This window comes from Runella sp. CRIBMP, from assembly GCF_009905605.1.
GTDB lineage: Bacteria > Bacteroidota > Bacteroidia > Cytophagales > Spirosomataceae > Runella.
Map to the genome: position 1 here is coordinate 320,796 of NZ_JAAAKZ010000005.1, position 16,515 is coordinate 337,310.

General features: G+C 44.7%; 19 protein-coding genes. 12 read left to right on the top strand and 7 right to left on the bottom strand.

Annotated elements, in window-relative coordinates:
• Positions 1 to 13: 13 nt before the first annotated feature.
• The gene (locus GVN20_RS16285) at positions 14 to 1,726 is read right to left on the bottom strand and encodes an AMP-binding protein (protein ID WP_166559356.1); all 1,713 of its coding nucleotides are present in this window, start codon (positions 1,724 to 1,726) and stop codon (positions 14 to 16) included.
• A gap of 199 nt (positions 1,727 to 1,925) precedes the next feature.
• Here GVN20_RS16285 and GVN20_RS16290 point away from each other — a divergent pair, with 199 nt between their 5' ends.
• From GVN20_RS16290 to GVN20_RS16310, 5 genes are all read left to right on the top strand, one after another.
• Positions 1,926 to 2,477 (top strand): RNA polymerase sigma factor, encoded by a 552-nt coding sequence (locus tag GVN20_RS16290; protein ID WP_166559357.1) that lies wholly within the window; start codon positions 1,926 to 1,928, stop codon positions 2,475 to 2,477.
• A 45-nt stretch (positions 2,478 to 2,522) separates the two neighbouring features.
• The gene (locus GVN20_RS16295; protein WP_166559358.1) at positions 2,523 to 2,864 is read left to right on the top strand and encodes a hypothetical protein; all 342 of its coding nucleotides are present in this window, start codon (positions 2,523 to 2,525) and stop codon (positions 2,862 to 2,864) included.
• A gap of 238 nt (positions 2,865 to 3,102) precedes the next feature.
• Complete coding sequence (locus GVN20_RS16300) at positions 3,103 to 3,357, top strand: hypothetical protein (protein ID WP_166559126.1); 255 nt, start codon at positions 3,103 to 3,105, stop codon at positions 3,355 to 3,357.
• A gap of 26 nt (positions 3,358 to 3,383) precedes the next feature.
• Entirely contained in the window at positions 3,384 to 3,587 is a 204-nt protein-coding gene (locus GVN20_RS16305; RefSeq protein ID WP_166559359.1) for a hypothetical protein, read from the top strand.
• A gap of 19 nt (positions 3,588 to 3,606) precedes the next feature.
• A complete protein-coding gene (locus GVN20_RS16310; protein ID WP_166559360.1) occupies positions 3,607 to 4,023 on the top strand; it encodes an Hsp20/alpha crystallin family protein in 417 nt (138 codons plus the stop codon).
• Positions 4,024 to 4,118: 95 nt separating this feature from the next.
• Here the strand turns inward: GVN20_RS16310 and GVN20_RS16315 are convergent, their stop codons facing one another.
• The gene (locus tag GVN20_RS16315; RefSeq protein ID WP_166559361.1) at positions 4,119 to 5,234 is read right to left on the bottom strand and encodes a D-TA family PLP-dependent enzyme; all 1,116 of its coding nucleotides are present in this window, start codon (positions 5,232 to 5,234) and stop codon (positions 4,119 to 4,121) included.
• Positions 5,235 to 5,679: 445 nt separating this feature from the next.
• Here GVN20_RS16315 and GVN20_RS16320 point away from each other — a divergent pair, with 445 nt between their 5' ends.
• Entirely contained in the window at positions 5,680 to 6,675 is a 996-nt protein-coding gene (locus GVN20_RS16320; RefSeq protein WP_114069460.1) for a ribonucleotide-diphosphate reductase subunit beta, read from the top strand.
• Between the two features lie 90 nt (positions 6,676 to 6,765).
• Here GVN20_RS16320 and GVN20_RS16325 read toward each other — a convergent pair whose 3' ends face one another.
• Positions 6,766 to 7,380 carry a deoxynucleoside kinase gene (locus tag GVN20_RS16325; protein WP_166559362.1) on the bottom strand — a complete coding sequence of 205 codons (615 nt, stop codon included), beginning with the start codon at positions 7,378 to 7,380 and terminating at the stop codon, positions 6,766 to 6,768.
• 255 nt (positions 7,381 to 7,635) lie between these two features.
• On the opposite strand from GVN20_RS16325, the gene GVN20_RS16330 reads away from it, so the two are divergent.
• The 5 genes from GVN20_RS16330 to GVN20_RS16350 all read left to right on the top strand — a co-directional run bounded on the left by GVN20_RS16330 (position 7,636) and on the right by GVN20_RS16350 (position 12,461).
• A complete protein-coding gene (locus GVN20_RS16330; protein WP_166559363.1) occupies positions 7,636 to 8,610 on the top strand; it encodes a rhodanese-related sulfurtransferase in 975 nt (324 codons plus the stop codon).
• A 412-nt stretch (positions 8,611 to 9,022) separates the two neighbouring features.
• The gene (locus GVN20_RS16335) at positions 9,023 to 9,598 is read left to right on the top strand and encodes a hypothetical protein (RefSeq protein WP_166559364.1); all 576 of its coding nucleotides are present in this window, start codon (positions 9,023 to 9,025) and stop codon (positions 9,596 to 9,598) included.
• A gap of 19 nt (positions 9,599 to 9,617) precedes the next feature.
• Entirely contained in the window at positions 9,618 to 10,001 is a 384-nt protein-coding gene (locus tag GVN20_RS16340) for a hypothetical protein (protein ID WP_166559365.1), read from the top strand.
• 166 nt (positions 10,002 to 10,167) lie between these two features.
• Entirely contained in the window at positions 10,168 to 11,580 is a 1,413-nt protein-coding gene (locus GVN20_RS16345; RefSeq protein WP_166559366.1) for an OmpA family protein, read from the top strand.
• Positions 11,577 to 12,461, top strand: a complete 885-nt coding sequence (locus GVN20_RS16350) for a PE-PGRS family protein (protein ID WP_166559367.1) — start codon at positions 11,577 to 11,579, stop codon at positions 12,459 to 12,461. Before GVN20_RS16345 ends, GVN20_RS16350 begins: the two co-directional genes overlap by 4 nt.
• A gap of 49 nt (positions 12,462 to 12,510) precedes the next feature.
• Here the strand turns inward: GVN20_RS16350 and GVN20_RS16355 are convergent, their stop codons facing one another.
• Entirely contained in the window at positions 12,511 to 12,798 is a 288-nt protein-coding gene (locus GVN20_RS16355; RefSeq protein WP_166559368.1) for a hypothetical protein, read from the bottom strand.
• Positions 12,799 to 12,916: 118 nt separating this feature from the next.
• Between GVN20_RS16355 and GVN20_RS16360 the strand changes: the two genes are divergently transcribed.
• The gene (locus GVN20_RS16360; protein WP_166559369.1) at positions 12,917 to 13,669 is read left to right on the top strand and encodes an acyl-CoA desaturase; all 753 of its coding nucleotides are present in this window, start codon (positions 12,917 to 12,919) and stop codon (positions 13,667 to 13,669) included.
• 92 nt (positions 13,670 to 13,761) lie between these two features.
• Here the strand turns inward: GVN20_RS16360 and folD are convergent, their stop codons facing one another.
• From folD to GVN20_RS16375, 3 genes are all read right to left on the bottom strand, one after another.
• A complete protein-coding gene (gene folD / locus GVN20_RS16365; protein WP_166559370.1) occupies positions 13,762 to 14,643 on the bottom strand; it encodes a bifunctional methylenetetrahydrofolate dehydrogenase/methenyltetrahydrofolate cyclohydrolase FolD in 882 nt (293 codons plus the stop codon).
• A 132-nt stretch (positions 14,644 to 14,775) separates the two neighbouring features.
• The gene (locus tag GVN20_RS16370; protein WP_166559371.1) at positions 14,776 to 15,480 is read right to left on the bottom strand and encodes an NAD-dependent deacylase; all 705 of its coding nucleotides are present in this window, start codon (positions 15,478 to 15,480) and stop codon (positions 14,776 to 14,778) included.
• Complete coding sequence (locus GVN20_RS16375) at positions 15,416 to 16,441, bottom strand: alpha/beta fold hydrolase (protein WP_166559372.1); 1,026 nt, start codon at positions 16,439 to 16,441, stop codon at positions 15,416 to 15,418. The genes GVN20_RS16370 and GVN20_RS16375 overlap by 65 nt, the downstream gene beginning before the upstream one ends.
• Positions 16,442 to 16,515: the final 74 nt, after the last annotated feature.

Genomic DNA, 16,515 nt, shown 5'->3' on the forward strand with positions numbered 1-16,515 from the left:
CGGCTCGACAGTCTTATTTTACGGTTTCATCGCGTAAGGCGCGGCGGAGGATTTTACCCACGTTGGTTTTGGGGAGTTCCTGTCTGAATTCAATGTGTTTGGGGCACTTGTAAGCGGTCAGATTTTCCCGGCAAAATGCCATAATTTGCTCTTTGGTAAGGCTTTCATCTTTTTTGACCACAAATATTTTAACGGCTTCGCTGGTTTTTTCGTCGGGCACACCCACGCAGGCTACTTCCAATACCCCCGGGCATTGGGCCACTACATCTTCTATTTCGTTGGGGTAGACATTAAAGCCCGAAACCAATACCATGTCTTTCTTCCGGTCAACGATTTTGAAATAACCGTCGGAATCCATAATGCCGACATCGCCCGTCTTGAACCACTGACGTCCATCAACGGGGTCGGTAAACATCACCTTGGCGGTTTCGTCAGGACGGTTGTAGTATCCGGGCATTACCTGTGGACCAAAAGCGCAAATTTCCCCCGACTCACCTACGTCTGCCCAGGTGTCGTCTTCTCTTAAAATTCGCATTTCGGTGCTTGGAAAAGGGATACCAATGGTGCCGATGCGGTTCAGCTTGGGGTCGAGTGGATTGGCCGACAAAACGGGAGAGGTCTCGGAAAGACCGTAGCCTTCAGTCGGTAGATTGCCGGTCAGTTTATACCAACGCTCAGCCACCACCTTTTGCAAGGCCATGCCTCCCGCCGAAGTAACTTTCAATTGACTGAAATCAATTTCCCCAAATTTCGGGTGGTTCATAAGCCCGTTATAAAGGGTATTGAGTCCAGTAAAAACTGTCACTTGGTATTTTTTTAGTTCCTTTATGAAAGCCTCCATGTCGCGAGGATTGGTAATGAGGAGGTTCATGCCACCGTTTTTGAGCGCCGAAAGGGCATTACAAGTCAAGGCATAGACGTGATACAATGGCAACGCGGCCACAAGAACATTAGGCTGCCCCTCAGGAATCGTATCGAGCAGAGGCCCCAGATAAATGCAATTGGCTTCTACGTTGGAGATGATATTACGATGGGTCAGCATGGCCCCTTTCGAAACGCCCGTTGTGCCGCCTGTGTACTGAATAAATGCCAAATCCAACTGGTTTACGGCAGGCTTTGTGTACGACATAGAAGCGCCCTGCTCCACGGCATCCATGAACGAAACCGCCTTAGGAAGGTGGTACGGAGGAACCATTTTTTTGACGTTCTTTACCACAAAATTAACAATTTGCTTTTTGGGAAAGCCCAGCATATCGCCAATTTGGGTCACAAACACGTGCTGAATTTGGGTGGTAGGAAGTACTTTTTCGAGTTTATCGGCAAAGTTGGCCAAAATAACGATGGCCTTGGCACCCGAATCCTTGAATTGATGCTCCATCTCGCGAGGCGTGTAGAGCGGATTGGTGTTGACAATGGTAAGCCCCGCCCGCAATGCCCCAAACATCGCTACGGGATATTGAAGAACGTTGGGCATTTGAATGGCAATCCTGTCGCCTTTTTTTAGCCCGATATATTGTAAATAAGCGGCAAAATCATTCGACATTTTATCAAGTTGTGCGTAGCTAATTTGCTTGCCCATGCAAGCATACGCAGGTTTGGAAGCATATTTGGTAAAGCCCTCTTCCATCATCTCCAAAAGGGATGGATAAACCTCAGGAATAACTTCGTAAGCCATTCCTGGCGGATAGAATTTAAGCCATGGAAAAGAATCAATCGTAACTGTCATAGGAATTTAGGTTGATGTTTAGAAAAAATTGTACACTACAAAGATAATAACGAACAACAACACCCTAAGATTTCAACAAGGTTTTCGTAAATAAATATTCATGGGGGTTGTTTGCGGAGGCTATAATAAAAAATATTTGAGCCAAATAAAGTAATTTTTGCCTTGATACGTCTACCTTGAAAAGCATTTATTTTTGACTTTGGCATCACAAAAATCCAATATCGTACAAACCATCAGAAAGTACAGCAAGCAATTGTTCGGCTTTATCCGTCAGCGCGTGAGCAGCGACGAAGATGCCGAGGATATTTTGCAGGATGTATGGTACCAGTTGAGCAGTCAACCAGAAGTGGAAGCCATTGAGCAAGTGGGGAGTTGGTTGTATCGGGTGGCCCGAAACCGTATTGTTGACGGCTACCGTAAGCAGCGACCCGAACGGCTGGAAGACTACGGCTACGAAGACGATGAGGGGGATATCTATTTTAAAGATTTGTTACTCGCCGACGACGGTACGCCCGAAACGGAATATTTGCGGGAAATCTTTTGGCAACAATTGTTTGACGCCCTCGACGAACTGCCTGAAAATCAACGACAGGTATTTATTTGGAACGAGTTGGAAGACGAAACCTTTCAGCAAATTGCGGACCGTACGGGCGAAAACATCAAAACCCTAATTTCTCGTAAACGCTATGCCGTTCAGCACCTGCGCCAACGCCTCGAAAGCCTGTATCAGGATTTGACCGAGGGTGGATAAATGTTTTGAATTTAATAATGAATTTGATTGATAAACAGTAAGGATATGAACAGACCACGTAACTACAGGCCTCGCTTTTGGCTATTTCCTTTTTTTGCAGCGATAGCGGCTCTGGTATTGGGAGGGGTTGTAAAATGGCTTTGGAATGCTATTCTGCCACCTTTGCTGGGGGTGGGGATAATTTCTTTTTGGCAGGCGGTGGGTCTGCTCGTTTTGTGCCGTATTTTATTCGGGAATTTTGGACGCGGCTCTATGGGGGGAAATCACCAATGGAACCAAGAAAATCGCTTCCAGGGAGGGGGCGAGTGGCGAGAAAAATGGCGAAACATGACTGATGAAGAACGCGCCAAATTGAAAGAAGAATGGCGTAAACGCTGCCAAAAGTAGCCGCGGGGCCGCGGCGGCCTACCGTTTGCCTCTGCCCGAAATGGGCGAACCGAAAAACTGAAAAATAACAAATGTTAAAGTAGCGCCGCCCGCGCGGTCTCGCCTGCCTCTGCCCAGACTAATTCAAAAAACTAAAAATTTCTCTACATTCTTTAAAGTAATTTTTGATTTCATTCGTCATCCTTTATGTACAGCAACTTGTACGCATTTAAACGAATCATTTAAACCAATTACAGCTATGTTAACACAAGTTTCGAGAGTGATTATTGCGGGTCTTTTTGGGGGGCTATTTTTATTTATTCTTCCCTTTTTATTGTTGAAGGCCTTTTTGTTCTTTCTTTTTGCAGGGCTGATTTTCCGTCTATTTGCGGGGCGTCGCCGCCGTTATTGGAAACAATACCAAACCCATTTTGCGCCTTATGAAGACGTAACGGCGCAGTACCGAAAAGAAGGTTTGAAAGACGAGTTTCAACGCCCGACCATTAAAATCTAAACATCCCCTAAAATTACGGAACCAACATGAACCGAAGAACCAAATGGATCTTGGGCGTGACAGTCGCGCTCATTACCGCCGCGAGTTTGCGCATTACCGTCGGGCATCAACATCATTGGCGAGGCCATCATCATTATGCTGAAGGTCATCAACAATGCGAAAGCCGTTGGTCCAAACACGGTCACCAAGGCCCCGAAAAGCCACAGACCGAACCTCAAAAAAATCAGTAACCAACTAAATTACAACAATATGCATCACCAAGGAAGATGTGGCCATGGACATCCCGGAATGGGATACGGCCACCCAGGGAAACGATTTGGCCGGCCGTTTGGAGGCGGTTCTTTCCGTGTCCCTGTCAATGTACTGAAAACCGACAGCAGCTACGAAATTTTCGTCATTGCGCCCGACCGCGCCAAAGATGATTTCAAAATCAGTCTGAAAGGCAATGAATTGAACGTTTCGTATCAGGCAAAAGAAGAAGCCGACCAAAACAAAAATTGGATTCGGACCGAATTTAAAAAAGCGTCGTTTGAGCGTAGTTTCTTTATCGACGAAACGATTGATTCGGCCGCGATTAGAGCCGAATATCAAAACGGCATTTTGCAGGTGACCTTACCGATTATTCCTGGCTCCGAACAACCCACGCAGGAGATTTTTGTGGCGTAGTCAATTTAATCACCGCTGCGGCGGGCCACGCAAAGTCACTGAGATGCAGAGTTTAAACCCCTTTACGTCTTAGCGCCTTTGCGTGATTTTTATTTTTAAACAGTAATTCTCCTTTTTCTACCCAACACCTGCCAAGTATCGGTAATAGACTGATTTTCGACGACATAGGCTTCGTCATAAAGGTTGACCGTAGGGCAGACGTGATACGGAACTCCGTACAAAACATCACCTACATTGATACTTTCCCAATCACTGACTTGAATCACACCATGCTCTTCACTTTGGCCGATGAGCTCATAGTTTTCCAAATTTAAAAAACGAATCCGTTTATCAATCGGGTTTTCGGCGGCTACCGCTTTATGCCCCATGTCAATGGTAATAATTCCCTTTTTAGGTTTTGAAATCACCCTGGTCAAGACCAAGGCGGCATATTCAAAAGGTTGTTCGGGAAGTTTGTCGCCGTAGCCCCAATCCCACAATACGCACGTGCCAGGACTGCAATAGATTTCGTGGTGCAAGGCGTGCGCAGTAAAGGTAGGAGTACCGCCCGCGATGATAATGGGTTTGGGCAAGCCTGCTTCCTCAATGGATTCTATAAAATGCTGTACATCCACAAAGCCCGTTTCAACCTCGTGTTTACGCGTTTCAAAATCAGGCGTTCGCAGGTGCCCGTCGTAGACGTGCAAGCCGTGGCATTTGAGGTTTGGGAGTTCGTGTAGGTGTTTGTATAACGAAAAAATAGTGTTGTCGAGCGGGTGGCCTGAGCGGTCCATGCCGCTGTTGACGTCTACAAAAACGTTGCTGATAAGGCCATGTTTTTCAAAAATCTGATTGTGGTCATCGGCGACGGCTTCTGTATCAATGAGAGAGGCAAAAAATACGTCGGGATATTTTTGACACAGCGCAACCAATCGTTCAATTTTTGGCCCGACCAATTGGTGGGCAATAATGAGGTGTTTGGCCCCTGCTATCGCGGCCATTTCAGCTTCGGCAATGGTGGCACATTTGAACTTGGAAATACCCATTTCAAGCATCATTTCCACAATTTTGGGCATTTTGTTGGTCTTTACGTGGGTATAAAGTCGGTCGACACTGCCCGCAATGTCAATCATTTTTAGGATATTTTGCTGAACGCGCTCTTTATAAATCAGCAGAGAAGGAGAGTCGGCTTTGGACTCATTCTGAAGGATATACCAAGGATTGAGGGTCATAAACGCAAACGGTTAATCAGGTTTTTTATCTCCATTAGATGTCTAGGGGCAACATAAAAGACAATCTGAGAGTTGTGATTTTTTTAAACAGGATGAATGAAACTAAAGTTATTATCGCGGGTTATACTAAACAGATTGACAAAGCCTATTCTATGGTGCAAAGCGGCCGATTTGGGAGAAAATAAATGTGGTATAGTAACCCAACAAAGACCGCCAACGGATAACCTTTATACGTATCAATGGTAAAAAAAAAGGAATTTATTTGGTGAACGTATTGATAACCTTTGAGTTGTAAAATGCACAATAGGAATATTCTCAATAAATCCCCAAAGAGTAATTACCTGAGCACCAAAGTTAATAAATTTGTTACGTCGAACTAAGACACGGAGTTGAGTATTCATTGATAATTAAATTTTTTTACACACTTTTTTAAAAGACCTATTGTATGTCAAATTTATTAGATGCTTCTGAAGAGCCGTTATTGGTTGAAGACCCCCACCGTTTTGTGCTTTTTCCGATTAAGCACCACGACATTTGGCAATTTTATAAAAACCACGAAGCGGCCTTTTGGACAGCAGAAGAGATTGATCTTGCCTCTGATTTGCAGGATTGGGAAAAACTCAATGATGGTGAACGCCACTTCATTTCGCACGTACTGGCTTTCTTCGCGGCATCAGACGGAATTGTGAACGAGAATTTGGCCGTTAATTTTCTGAAAGAAGTTCAGTACGCCGAAGCGAAGTGTTTCTATGGATTTCAGATTGCCATGGAAAATATCCACTCCGAGACTTATTCTTTGTTGATAGATACCTACATCAAAGACCCGACCGAAAAAGACCGTATGCTGCGGGCCATTGAAACCATCCCTTGCGTGCAGAAAAAAGCCGAGTGGGCCTTGCGTTGGATTGGCAATGGCACATTTGCAGAGCGCCTCATTGCTTTTGCGGCCGTTGAAGGGATATTCTTCTCGGGGTCATTCTGCTCTATTTTCTGGTTGAAAAAACGCGGTTTGATGAAAGGGCTTTCATTCTCCAACGAGCTTATCTCCCGTGACGAAGGCTTGCACCGCGACTTTGCCTGCTTGCTCTATACCGACCACATTGTCAATAAGTTGCCTGAAGAAACCGTATATAGTTTAATCAAAGATGCGGTAGCCATTGAGCAGGAATTTGTGACCGAATCGTTGCCAGTGTCGTTGATTGGCATGAATTCCAAATTGATGAACGAGTACATCGAATTCGTAGCCGACCACTTGTTGTTGTCTCTGGGCTTGCAGAAAGTATATAATGCGGTCAATCCGTTTGATTTTATGGACATGATTTCGCTTCAGGGAAAAACCAATTTCTTTGAGAAGAAAGTGGGCGAATACCAGAAAGCAGGTGTGAAAAACTCCAGCAAAGAAAGAGAAGTACAACAACTGAGCTTTGACGCCGATTTTTAAGTCAGATTTACAGTTTAATAAAAACAGAAAAGGGAGCGTTCGGCTCCCTTTTCTGACTTCTGACTTCTGACTTCTGACTTCTGACTTCTACTACCGATACCCCAAAGCCTTATTCATTTGCTGAATAATGAAGTCAAAATCTTCGGTATTGTTTTCAAAATCAAGGCTGTTGACGTTGATAGTCAATAGCGTCCCGTCCAGATAACTGTGGGCAAAGTTTTCGTATAACTCATTTAGGTTCAACAAATATTCGTCAGAAATGCTTTGCTCAAAATCGCGACCACGTTTTTGGATTTGGCTGCGGAGTTTGGGCAAGTCTGCTTGTAGATACACAATCAAATCGGGGGCTTTGATGGCGTTTATCATCGTTTCGTAGAGCATTAAGTAATTTTGGTAGTCGCGCTCTTCCATCAATTTGGAGTCGGCCAAGTTTTTGGCGAAGATGAACGCATCTTCATAAATTGTACGGTCTTGCACCACGGTTTGGTAGTGCATGGAGCGGATTTTTTGGGCCTGCGAGAAGCGGCTGTTGAGAAAGAAAACCTGTAAATTGAACGACCAACGGGCCATATCTTCGTAAAAATCGGCTAAGTAAGGATTGCCTTCTACGGCTTCGTACAATACGCCCCACTTGTAATGTTCTGATAGTTTACGCGCCAGTGTGGTTTTGCCCGCACCAATGTTTCCAGTAATTGCAATGTGCATTGAAGTAAAAAAGTTAACCGTTAGTAGTAATATATTTGGGGTATGAGATTTGCTATTTGAAACGTAGAAATATACGAAAAGTCTGCGAAGATAAAGAGATTTTGCGCTTTTTCTGCCGTATATGACCGTTGTCAATTATTGACTGGTTATAAATTTGTATTTTTGCAGGAAACTTATCTGGTCAATTTTTCTTTTAACTGATTGAAAAAGAGCAAATGGCCAACCGTTTGCGTAACAAACAACCGTTTTTTTGTGATGAAGCCTTACAGTGTCCTTTTGTATTATCAATACGTGCCCATCGAAGATCCCGAGGCGTATCGTGATGCGCAGCACGAGTTTTGCGTAAATAATAATTTGCTTGGCCGTATCATCATCGCTCCCGAAGGGCTCAACGGAACCGTATCGGGGTTGGTGGCCGATTGCGAAGCCTATATGAAATGGGTGAAAGAAGACCCACGTTTTGCCACAGTTGACTTTAAAGTGGAATACCACGAAGCGCACGCGTTCCAGAAACTGCACGTGCGACTAAAAGAAGAAATTGTTAATTCAGACCTACCAGTTGATCCCTTGAAACAAACGGGAACCCACTTAGAGCCCGCCGAATTTAAGCAGATGTTGCAGGAAGACCCTGATTTGGTGGTGATTGATATGCGCTCCAACTACGAACACAGTGTAGGTAAATTTAAAGGAGCCATTACGTTTGACATGGAAAACCTGCGCGAGCTTCCCGACCATATCCAGGAAATCGAGCACCTCAAAGGACAAGGCAAAAAAATCGTAACCTATTGTACGGGCGGTATCAAGTGCGAAAAAGCCAGTGCGTACCTATTGGACCAAGGCTTTGACAACGTTTATCAACTCCACGGAGGCATTATCAAATATGGCTTGGAAGCAGGCGGAGAAGATTTTGAAGGAAAATGCTACGTATTCGACAATCGCCTGACGGTAGATGTCAACCACGTCAATCCTAAAGTGATTTCAAAATGCTACGTGTGCGGCACTGCCTCCGACCGTATGGTCAACTGCGCCAACAACGACTGCAACATCCACGTAGCAATGTGTGAAGACTGCGGCTGGAAAATGGAAGGGGCATGCTCCGAAGAATGTAAATGCAGCCCCAACAAACGGGTCTATAACGGCACGGGCTATTATCCCAAAAAAAGCGATCATTATACGCCATTGCAGGGCTTGAAAAGCTTCAAAAAGTCGATGAAGAAAGAAGAAGCATAAAAATACAAAGTTCACGCAAGGGCGCTCAAGAGCAGCGTCTTTGCGTGCATCCTTTCTCAGGTCTGTGAAGACACCTAAATAGAGTATATACCCATCTTTTGAGTTGATTACTTACTTCAACCTCTTAGTGCATTCTTAGCCACCATCTACGGCGCCTTTACTTTTAGCAGCCTTCTATCTGTTCATTCTCCATTTTGTCGTCTGGTTTTACGCCTTACCTCCTCATTTTCGGCACTTCACTTGTTTTTTTACGCACCTCATACTCATTCGTTTCGGCAGCCGAATTTCATCATACAATTTTGTATCATCAAAACAGCCAAAAATAGGTACAAATGACCGTTACGAAGCATTTCTTTTAGTCATGAAAACCCTCTTTTTCTTTTTTATCTCATTATTTATCCATTTTAACAGCATGGCACAGACAAAAGTAGCGGGCGAATACCGATTGACGGGTATTCATGACATGGCCGCAGGATTTACCTTAACGGAGCAAGGTACGTTTGAATTTTTCTACGTGTATGGTGCGGTCGACCGATTTGCCCAAGGTACCTACACCGTAGATGGCAAAACCATCAAGCTCAAAAGCAGCAAAGAGGCTGGCAAGGATTTTAATATCACCAAACAAAGTAAGATTGGCAAAGGCTACACCATCAAAGTAGTAGCCCCAAATCCGATGTTGGCGCAATATGTAAAAGCGATTGTTTTTAGAGGGCAGGAAAAATCAGTAGAGTTTGTAAATAAAAAGGGAGAATTGCACCTAAACGACGGGTACATTGACCGAATTTACCTCCAGCACGAGCTATTTCCAGACATCGCCAGCGAAATAAAATCTGAAACCAACGACAACAACTACTTTGAAGTAGGCCTTAACCCTTCGTTGGAGAAGGTGAGTTTTAAAGGCGTTGATTTTACATTGGACAACGACACGCTTACTTGCCTACCCAATTATTTCATGCCTTTTGAAAACATTCGATTTGTTAAGCATTAATAATCAAACCCCGATAGCCATGTCAAACATCAAAACAAAAATAGACGAATTTGAGGTTCGTGACCTTGAAGACAACGGCATCCTACGTATTTATGTAGAGTATAACACCGAAATGGGCAACCGTGGCGTGCCGGGCATTCAGGTGTGGTATACCATTGCGGGCGGTACTTCCATCGTCAATTTTGAACCGCTTCATGTCGAGCGCTGGGCGTATCAGGCCCAAAAACAAAACGTTCAGGAATACCTTATTGCCGACAATTCTTGGACAACCTACGAAGATACCTACATCAAGAATTATTTAATCATCGACGAAACACCCAAAGCCCGGGTTGAAGTAAAAGTGCGGAGCAAAAAAGCGCCCATCATCCGTGAATACGACCTGCCGTTTTTACTCGAAGAATAATTTATCATTAAATTTTAGAACAACCTGACTCCCAAGCTATCGTTGACTCCACAGCGGCGGTTTGGGAGTGTTTCATTAAATAAAAAAAACGCCCTTGAAGCTAATTTACCCCTATTTTTGTTCGTTACTAATGGCAAAGGGTATTTGTACCAACTGTTTTTATTGAATGAATCGACTTCTTTGGTGTTTATTTTTTTGGGTGATTTCTCAAGGCACTTACGCTCAACGGGTGGGTGTATATCAGTTTGAGAAAAATCTGGAAGAAGAATCGGGGCAATTGCCACCCCTGAAAGTACTGAAAGAAACAGGTATATTTCAAGAAGATGTGCTTCCCGAACTCAAAAATGCCAAGCGCTCAGTCTACGTATTTGAAAAAAATTACGGCCTTCAATTTGACAACCGAGCCGCCAACGGCTTTCTGAGGGATTCGTACACCATCGAAATTTATTTCAAATTTTCGGCACTCGATAGCTGGAAACGCGTCATTGATTTCAAAAACCGTAAGTCGGACCATGGCTGTTACATCTACGACGGCAAACTCAACTTCTACAATTTTGCCTTGGGTACCCGCGCTCCCGTGCGCGCCAACGAATACACCCACTACGTGATTTCGCGCAATGGAAAAACCAAACAACTTAAAATGTACGTGGATGGGGAGTCTAAAGTGGAATTTACGGACCAAAATAACGAAGGTGTTATTGACGAAGACGGTGTGTTGAACTTTTTTCATGACGACCTCATCGTCAAAGAAGAAGCCAGTGCAGGGGCCGTAGCTATCATCAAAATCTTCGACTACGTAGTAGAACCTACCGAAGTAAAAAAAAGCTACCTCAAACTGAACGAGTCGGTACTCAAAAAGCCGACCGTTCAGCCCGTAGCCACCTCTCCTCTACCCGCCACCACACTGCCCCAAGCAAAAACGCCCCCTAGTGCCAATGATTTACCCTCAAAAGAGCCCTCATTGGTGCTGAGTGGGCAAGTGCAGAACGAAACGACCCGAAAGCCCGTCAAACAGCCAACGGTGGTGGTATTGGATAAAAATAATATCGAAAAACAACGACTCAAAGGGACCGACGATGGATTGTTTAAAATCGCGTTTGAAGTGGGTCAAGATGTGTATTTTATGGTAGAAGCCGATGGTTTTTTCCCAACAAGTATTCATTATACGGCCAAGGAATTAACCGAAAAATCAAAAAACGGCACTATTTTTACCCTAAAACCCGTTACAATCAGTGAAAGTATTGTGTTGAAAAACATTCGCTTCGTGCAGGGAATGCCCGAACTGCTTCCCGAATCGGAAGAAGACTTGAATCGTTTGTGGATGTTTATGCGCGATAACCCCGCCGCCGAAATCGAATTGCACGGGCATACCGACAATTTGGGCGACTTTGACCTCAATCTGGCCCTGTCGAGGCAGCGCGTAGAATCCGTCAAAGCATTTTTGGTTTCGAAAGGAATTGCCAGTCAACGCATCAGCGGGCGCGGATTTGGCTCAACGCGTCCCATTGCCAATAACAACCGTGAAGAAACCCGTCAGCTGAATCGACGGGTAGAATTTGTCATTAAAAAATTGAAATGAAAAATCCACTCTTTTTATCCGCATTACTCGTCCTGTTTTTTTTATCTTGCAAAAGAAAAGAAAAACCCGTAGACCCTGAATCTGAGAATTTTGCCGATACACCAACCTCCAAGACCGTTCAGCCCGCCGACGACCTTGACGAAGCTTCTGGACTGGCTGATAGTTTCAAACAACCCGGTTTGTTATGGTCACACGAAGACGCCGCCTCGCCCGATGAGCTCTTTTTACTAAACCGAGAGGGGCAGATTGCGGGTAAAATAAAAACCCCATTTACCAATTTTGATTGGGAAGACATTGCCATCGGCCCAGGCCCACAAGCCAACGAAACCTACCTGTATTTGGGCGACATCGGCGACAATGCCATCAATCTAGACATAAAACGCATTTATCGTTTTCCCGAACCTGCCAGTCTTACCTCGACCATCACCAACTACGACCGCATTCAGTTTCGCTATCCAGACGGCTCCCGTGATGCCGAAACATTGCTGCTCGACCCCCTCACCCGCGACCTATTTATCGTTTCTAAATGGGAAGGCCAAGCACATTTGTATCGTCTTGCCTATCCTCAATCGACTAGTGAAGTCATAATGGCCGAAAAAGTAGGAAATTTGACCGTGGGCGGCGATTTGACGGGAGGCAGTATTTCCACCAATGGTAAAGAGATTATTGTGAGAGGATACACCGCGATTTATTATTGGAAACGCAAGGTTGAAGAAAAAGTAGGCGACGTACTGCTCCGTAATCCTACCAAAAGTTTGCCTTATATTTTTGAGCCGCAGGGCGAGGCCGTGTGTTTTGACAAAGACGGTAAGGGTTATTTTACCCTCAGCGAACGCCGCAACGTACCCAGCGTCAATCTATATTTTTACGCCAGAAAGTAGGGATAGATAGGGCTTGCCTCTGCCCAGTTTATTTCTACCTTTCTATATTTTACAGCCACCCTTTCACCAATTCTTCCCATTCTTTTTCCAGCGTATAAGTAGGCATTTCGGCACGGGCGCGGCGGTACCAATAGCCCGCGTTCCATTGATCTCCTTCCCTGCGGTGCAGATACGCGTGTAAACGGTCGTAATCACGGGTACCCTCCCGCGACTGCGCAATGTCGTGCGCTTTTTCCCAATTTCCTTTGGCATCGTACCAAAGCGCTTGTACTACTGGCGTGCAGTCTTTGGGAGGTTGTGAATCCTTCAGGCTCGATTGAAACGTTATAAAATCCATGGTAAAAAGTAGAGAGGTTTACCCTTAAAAAAAAGGTTTGAACTGATTTTACTCATCTTTTTTAAGAAATGGCATTAGTACTTTTGCTATACATTACCGATAACACAATCTTTAAACTATGTACGTTCTTGTATTTTTCGTAGCCCACTGGTATTTATCTCTCTTGATGCAAACCTTCTTTTTGCACCGCTATGCCGCCCACAAAATGTTTACTATGAGCCCTTTTTGGGAGAAGTTTTTTTACACCCTCACTTTTATTTTTCAAGGTTCCTCATTTTTGAGTCCTTATGCATACGGAGTAATGCACCGCCTCCACCACGCTTATGCCGACACGGAAGAAGACCCACATTCACCAAGTTTTTCGTCGAGTTTGGTGGATATGATGTGGAAAACAAAGAATTACTACAACAATATACTGCACCGCGAAGATAGTATTCCTGCCAAATTCAAAAAAGATGTTCCCCACTGGGCATTTATGGAACGATTGGGCGATTATTGGGTTATCCGCATTGGTTGGGGCGTATTATACACCTTGTTTTATATACAATTTGCCACGGCTTGGTGGATGTTTTTGTTGTTGCCAATCCACTTTTTGATGGGGCCCGTTCACGGGGTGATTATCAACTGGTACGCCCACAAATACGGTTATACCAATTTTAAAGTAAACGACACCGCCCGCAACCTCCTTCCTTTTGACTTTTTGATGATGGGCGAATCGTACCACAACAACCACCACAAACTCGGAGGTCGCGCCAATTTTGGTGTAAAATGGCACGAATTTGACCCTACTTATCCGTTTATTTTATTCCTCAACGCCACGGGAATTATCAAGCTAAAACGGAACAATGACTTGAACTACATGCCAAGCTGATAAAAGTCCGCTCTCCAAATACGTTTTCAAAAAAGGCCGATTGAATGAATCAATCAGCCTTTTTTGAAATAAATACCCTAATAGTCTAAGCTTTATTTATAAATAGCTTTCTTGGACGATAGCAGCGTGTTGGTCAGTAGGCCGCAAATGGTCATCAAGCCCACGCCACCCGGCACAGGCGTAATGTAACCAGATTTAGGTGCTACTTCGTCAAACTTCACGTCGCCTTTGATGGCAAATCCACTTTTTTTGGATGCATCTGGCACGCGGGTAATGCCCACATCAATCACCACGGCCCCTTCTTTGACGTAGTCGGCGGTGATAAATTCGGGGCGACCCAAGGCCGCAATCAAAATATCAGCACTTTGACAAACTTCCTTCAGATTATGCGTACGGCTGTGGCAAATTGTGACGGTACAATTGCCCGGATAGGCATTTCGCTGCATCAAAATACTCATGGGCAAGCCCACGATTTGACTGCGCCCTACCACCACACAGTGTTTACCAGCCGTTTCTATTTTATAACGTTCGAGCATTTCCAAAATTCCGTAAGGAGTAGCTGAAATGTAGGCGGGCAAGCCCTTACACATCCGGCCCACGTTGATAGGATGAAAACCATCCACGTCTTTTTCGGGCGCAACCGCTTCCATGATTGTATTTTCTGAAATATGCGCAGGAAGCGGCAATTGCACGATAAAGCCATCGACATCATCGTCGAAATTCAAATCCTGAATGTGCGAAAGCAACTCCGCTTCTGAGGTGGTATCGGGCAGGCTAATGAGGGTTGACTTAAAACCGATTTCCTCACAACTTTTGATTTTTGAGGCTACGTAGGTTTCGCTTGCGCCGTTATTGCCCACCAAAATAGCCGCCAAATGCGGGGTTTTTCCGCCGTTGGCTTTGATTTTATCTACTTCTACCTTGATTTCTGCTTTTACTTCAGCAGAAAGTTTTTTACCGTCTAATAGTTGCATTGGAAGATATATTGAAGACGCAGAAGAGCTCTGCTTACTTTATTAAATAACAAAATGATGCCTGAATGTACCACTGTTTGGTCGCCTCTAAATCAGCGGCGGAGAAAATAACCGTTCTTAAACCGAGTAGTTTCATAAATACTCCTTCAATAATTTCTCCTTCAGCATTGTCATGCCTACCGTGGCTTTTTCCTGAATAAACTTCACGTATTTCGTGCTACCCGACATTTCGGGGGTTTTGGGGTCTATCACAAAAATCGGCACCCGAGGAGGTACGTAATATACCAATCCTGCCGCAGGATATACCACTAACGACGTGCCAACCACAATAAAAATATCAGCTTGTTCGGCCAGTTCAACGGCGGTTACCATCATCGGAACCTCTTCTCTGAACCACACAATATTGGGGCGAAGTTGACTACCAAGTTCGCAGGTATCGCCCAATTTCAGCTCCCAGCCTTCCACGTCGTACACCAACGAGGGGTCTTTGGTACTGCGCGATTTGTACAATTCGCCGTGTAAATGGAGTACGTTCGTTGAGCCTGCTTTTTCGTGCAGATTATCGACGTTTTGGGTAATGATTTGAACGTCAAAGTATTTTTCCAGTTCCGCCAAAATCAAATGGGCGGCGTTAGGCTCGGCCTCCAATCCCTGTTTACGACGTTCATTGTAGAAATCCAGCACCAATTGCGGATTGCGACGCCAACCTTCTGGGGTGGCTACGTCTTCGATGCTGTGCCCTTCCCACAGTCCATCCGAATCGCGAAATGTTTTAATACCGCTTTCCGCGCTGATTCCCGCGCCCGACAGGACGACTAGCTTTTTTTTGTTCGGCATAAGTTTCCTCTACAAATCGTTGTAAAAATGGAGTTACCTGCGCATAAAATGCGGCGGGATTGTCTAACCAAGGGAAATGATGCGCCCGGTCAATCAAACTGATTGTGACATTAGGAACTGATTTTTTCCAAAAATTTACCAATTTATTGAGGTCATAGCGCTGTCGCGATACAACCACCAACACAGGTACGTTTCTTTGTCGTAAAGCAGTAATACAATCAAGCGGGTTAGGAACAAATTTAGTGCTTACCCGGCTTTTAATCCCTACGTTACGCACTTTTTCGTATAAAAAATCGGCAGCAATAGGTTCATGTAGTGTATCATGCACGTAAGTAGCGGCCTGAAATGCCATAATCGCTCTGGCCCTCGCCACAGAATCCGTGGGCATTATTTGCGTTTGGAGTTGATGTTGCAACCCTTCAAAACGCCGATTGATGACCTCCTGTGATAACATGCGCGAAAAACCGTATTCTTCGTAATTATCAAAATAGCTATTGGCCATCATGGGCTTCGATTCGGTCATGGCGGTGGGGTTGATAAGCACCAATTGCGCTAGGTGGTTTCCTGCCTGCGAAGCATAAGCACAGGCAATTTTGGCTCCGAAGCCGTGCGCAATCACCGACCATTTAGGAATTCTCAACACCATGCGAAGGGCTTCAATGTCAGCAACCGCTTTCGTAAAGTTAATCGTTGAATCATTGATAACGGGAAAACGGCTTTTACCCGTAGCACGTGGGTCATAATAAACCACGCGGTTTGTTTCAGACAATTTTTTAATCAAATCTTTTAGGTAAGCCGACGAATTGCCCACATCGCCTACAACCAATACGTGGCTCCCACTCCCGACGATTTTGAAATATAAATTGGCGCCACTGTTACAGATAGCCCAGCCTTCGGTTTGGGCTTTTACTAAAAACGACACCAAGAATAGGGCAACAAAAAGAAGTATACTTTTTCTCATTCAGTCGGGATATTTCTTGAGTGAGGATTTCAGGATTGACCGCATTCTAGGCTTGTCAATCCTGAAATCCTCAC

What these genes read in the sequence shown, in the direction of transcription:
- GVN20_RS16285 (WP_166559356.1), bottom strand. Translation starts at nt 1,726, where the DNA reads ATGACAGTTACGATTGATTCTTTTCCATGGCTTAAATTCTATCCGCCA.
- GVN20_RS16295 (WP_166559358.1), top strand. Translation starts at nt 2,523, where the DNA reads ATGAACAGACCACGTAACTACAGGCCTCGCTTTTGGCTATTTCCTTTT.
- GVN20_RS16300 (WP_166559126.1), top strand. Translation starts at nt 3,103, where the DNA reads ATGTTAACACAAGTTTCGAGAGTGATTATTGCGGGTCTTTTTGGGGGG.
- GVN20_RS16305 (WP_166559359.1), top strand. Translation starts at nt 3,384, where the DNA reads ATGAACCGAAGAACCAAATGGATCTTGGGCGTGACAGTCGCGCTCATT.
- GVN20_RS16310 (WP_166559360.1), top strand. Translation starts at nt 3,607, where the DNA reads ATGCATCACCAAGGAAGATGTGGCCATGGACATCCCGGAATGGGATAC.
- GVN20_RS16315 (WP_166559361.1), bottom strand. Translation starts at nt 5,234, where the DNA reads ATGACCCTCAATCCTTGGTATATCCTTCAGAATGAGTCCAAAGCCGAC.
- GVN20_RS16320 (WP_114069460.1), top strand. Translation starts at nt 5,680, where the DNA reads ATGTCAAATTTATTAGATGCTTCTGAAGAGCCGTTATTGGTTGAAGAC.
- GVN20_RS16325 (WP_166559362.1), bottom strand. Translation starts at nt 7,380, where the DNA reads ATGCACATTGCAATTACTGGAAACATTGGTGCGGGCAAAACCACACTG.
- GVN20_RS16330 (WP_166559363.1), top strand. Translation starts at nt 7,636, where the DNA reads ATGAAGCCTTACAGTGTCCTTTTGTATTATCAATACGTGCCCATCGAA.
- GVN20_RS16335 (WP_166559364.1), top strand. Translation starts at nt 9,023, where the DNA reads ATGGCACAGACAAAAGTAGCGGGCGAATACCGATTGACGGGTATTCAT.
- GVN20_RS16340 (WP_166559365.1), top strand. Translation starts at nt 9,618, where the DNA reads ATGTCAAACATCAAAACAAAAATAGACGAATTTGAGGTTCGTGACCTT.
- GVN20_RS16345 (WP_166559366.1), top strand. Translation starts at nt 10,168, where the DNA reads ATGAATCGACTTCTTTGGTGTTTATTTTTTTGGGTGATTTCTCAAGGC.
- GVN20_RS16350 (WP_166559367.1), top strand. Translation starts at nt 11,577, where the DNA reads ATGAAAAATCCACTCTTTTTATCCGCATTACTCGTCCTGTTTTTTTTA.
- GVN20_RS16355 (WP_166559368.1), bottom strand. Translation starts at nt 12,798, where the DNA reads ATGGATTTTATAACGTTTCAATCGAGCCTGAAGGATTCACAACCTCCC.
- GVN20_RS16360 (WP_166559369.1), top strand. Translation starts at nt 12,917, where the DNA reads ATGTACGTTCTTGTATTTTTCGTAGCCCACTGGTATTTATCTCTCTTG.
- folD (WP_166559370.1), bottom strand. Translation starts at nt 14,643, where the DNA reads ATGCAACTATTAGACGGTAAAAAACTTTCTGCTGAAGTAAAAGCAGAA.
- GVN20_RS16370 (WP_166559371.1), bottom strand. Translation starts at nt 15,480, where the DNA reads ATGCCGAACAAAAAAAAGCTAGTCGTCCTGTCGGGCGCGGGAATCAGC.
- GVN20_RS16375 (WP_166559372.1), bottom strand. Translation starts at nt 16,441, where the DNA reads ATGAGAAAAAGTATACTTCTTTTTGTTGCCCTATTCTTGGTGTCGTTT.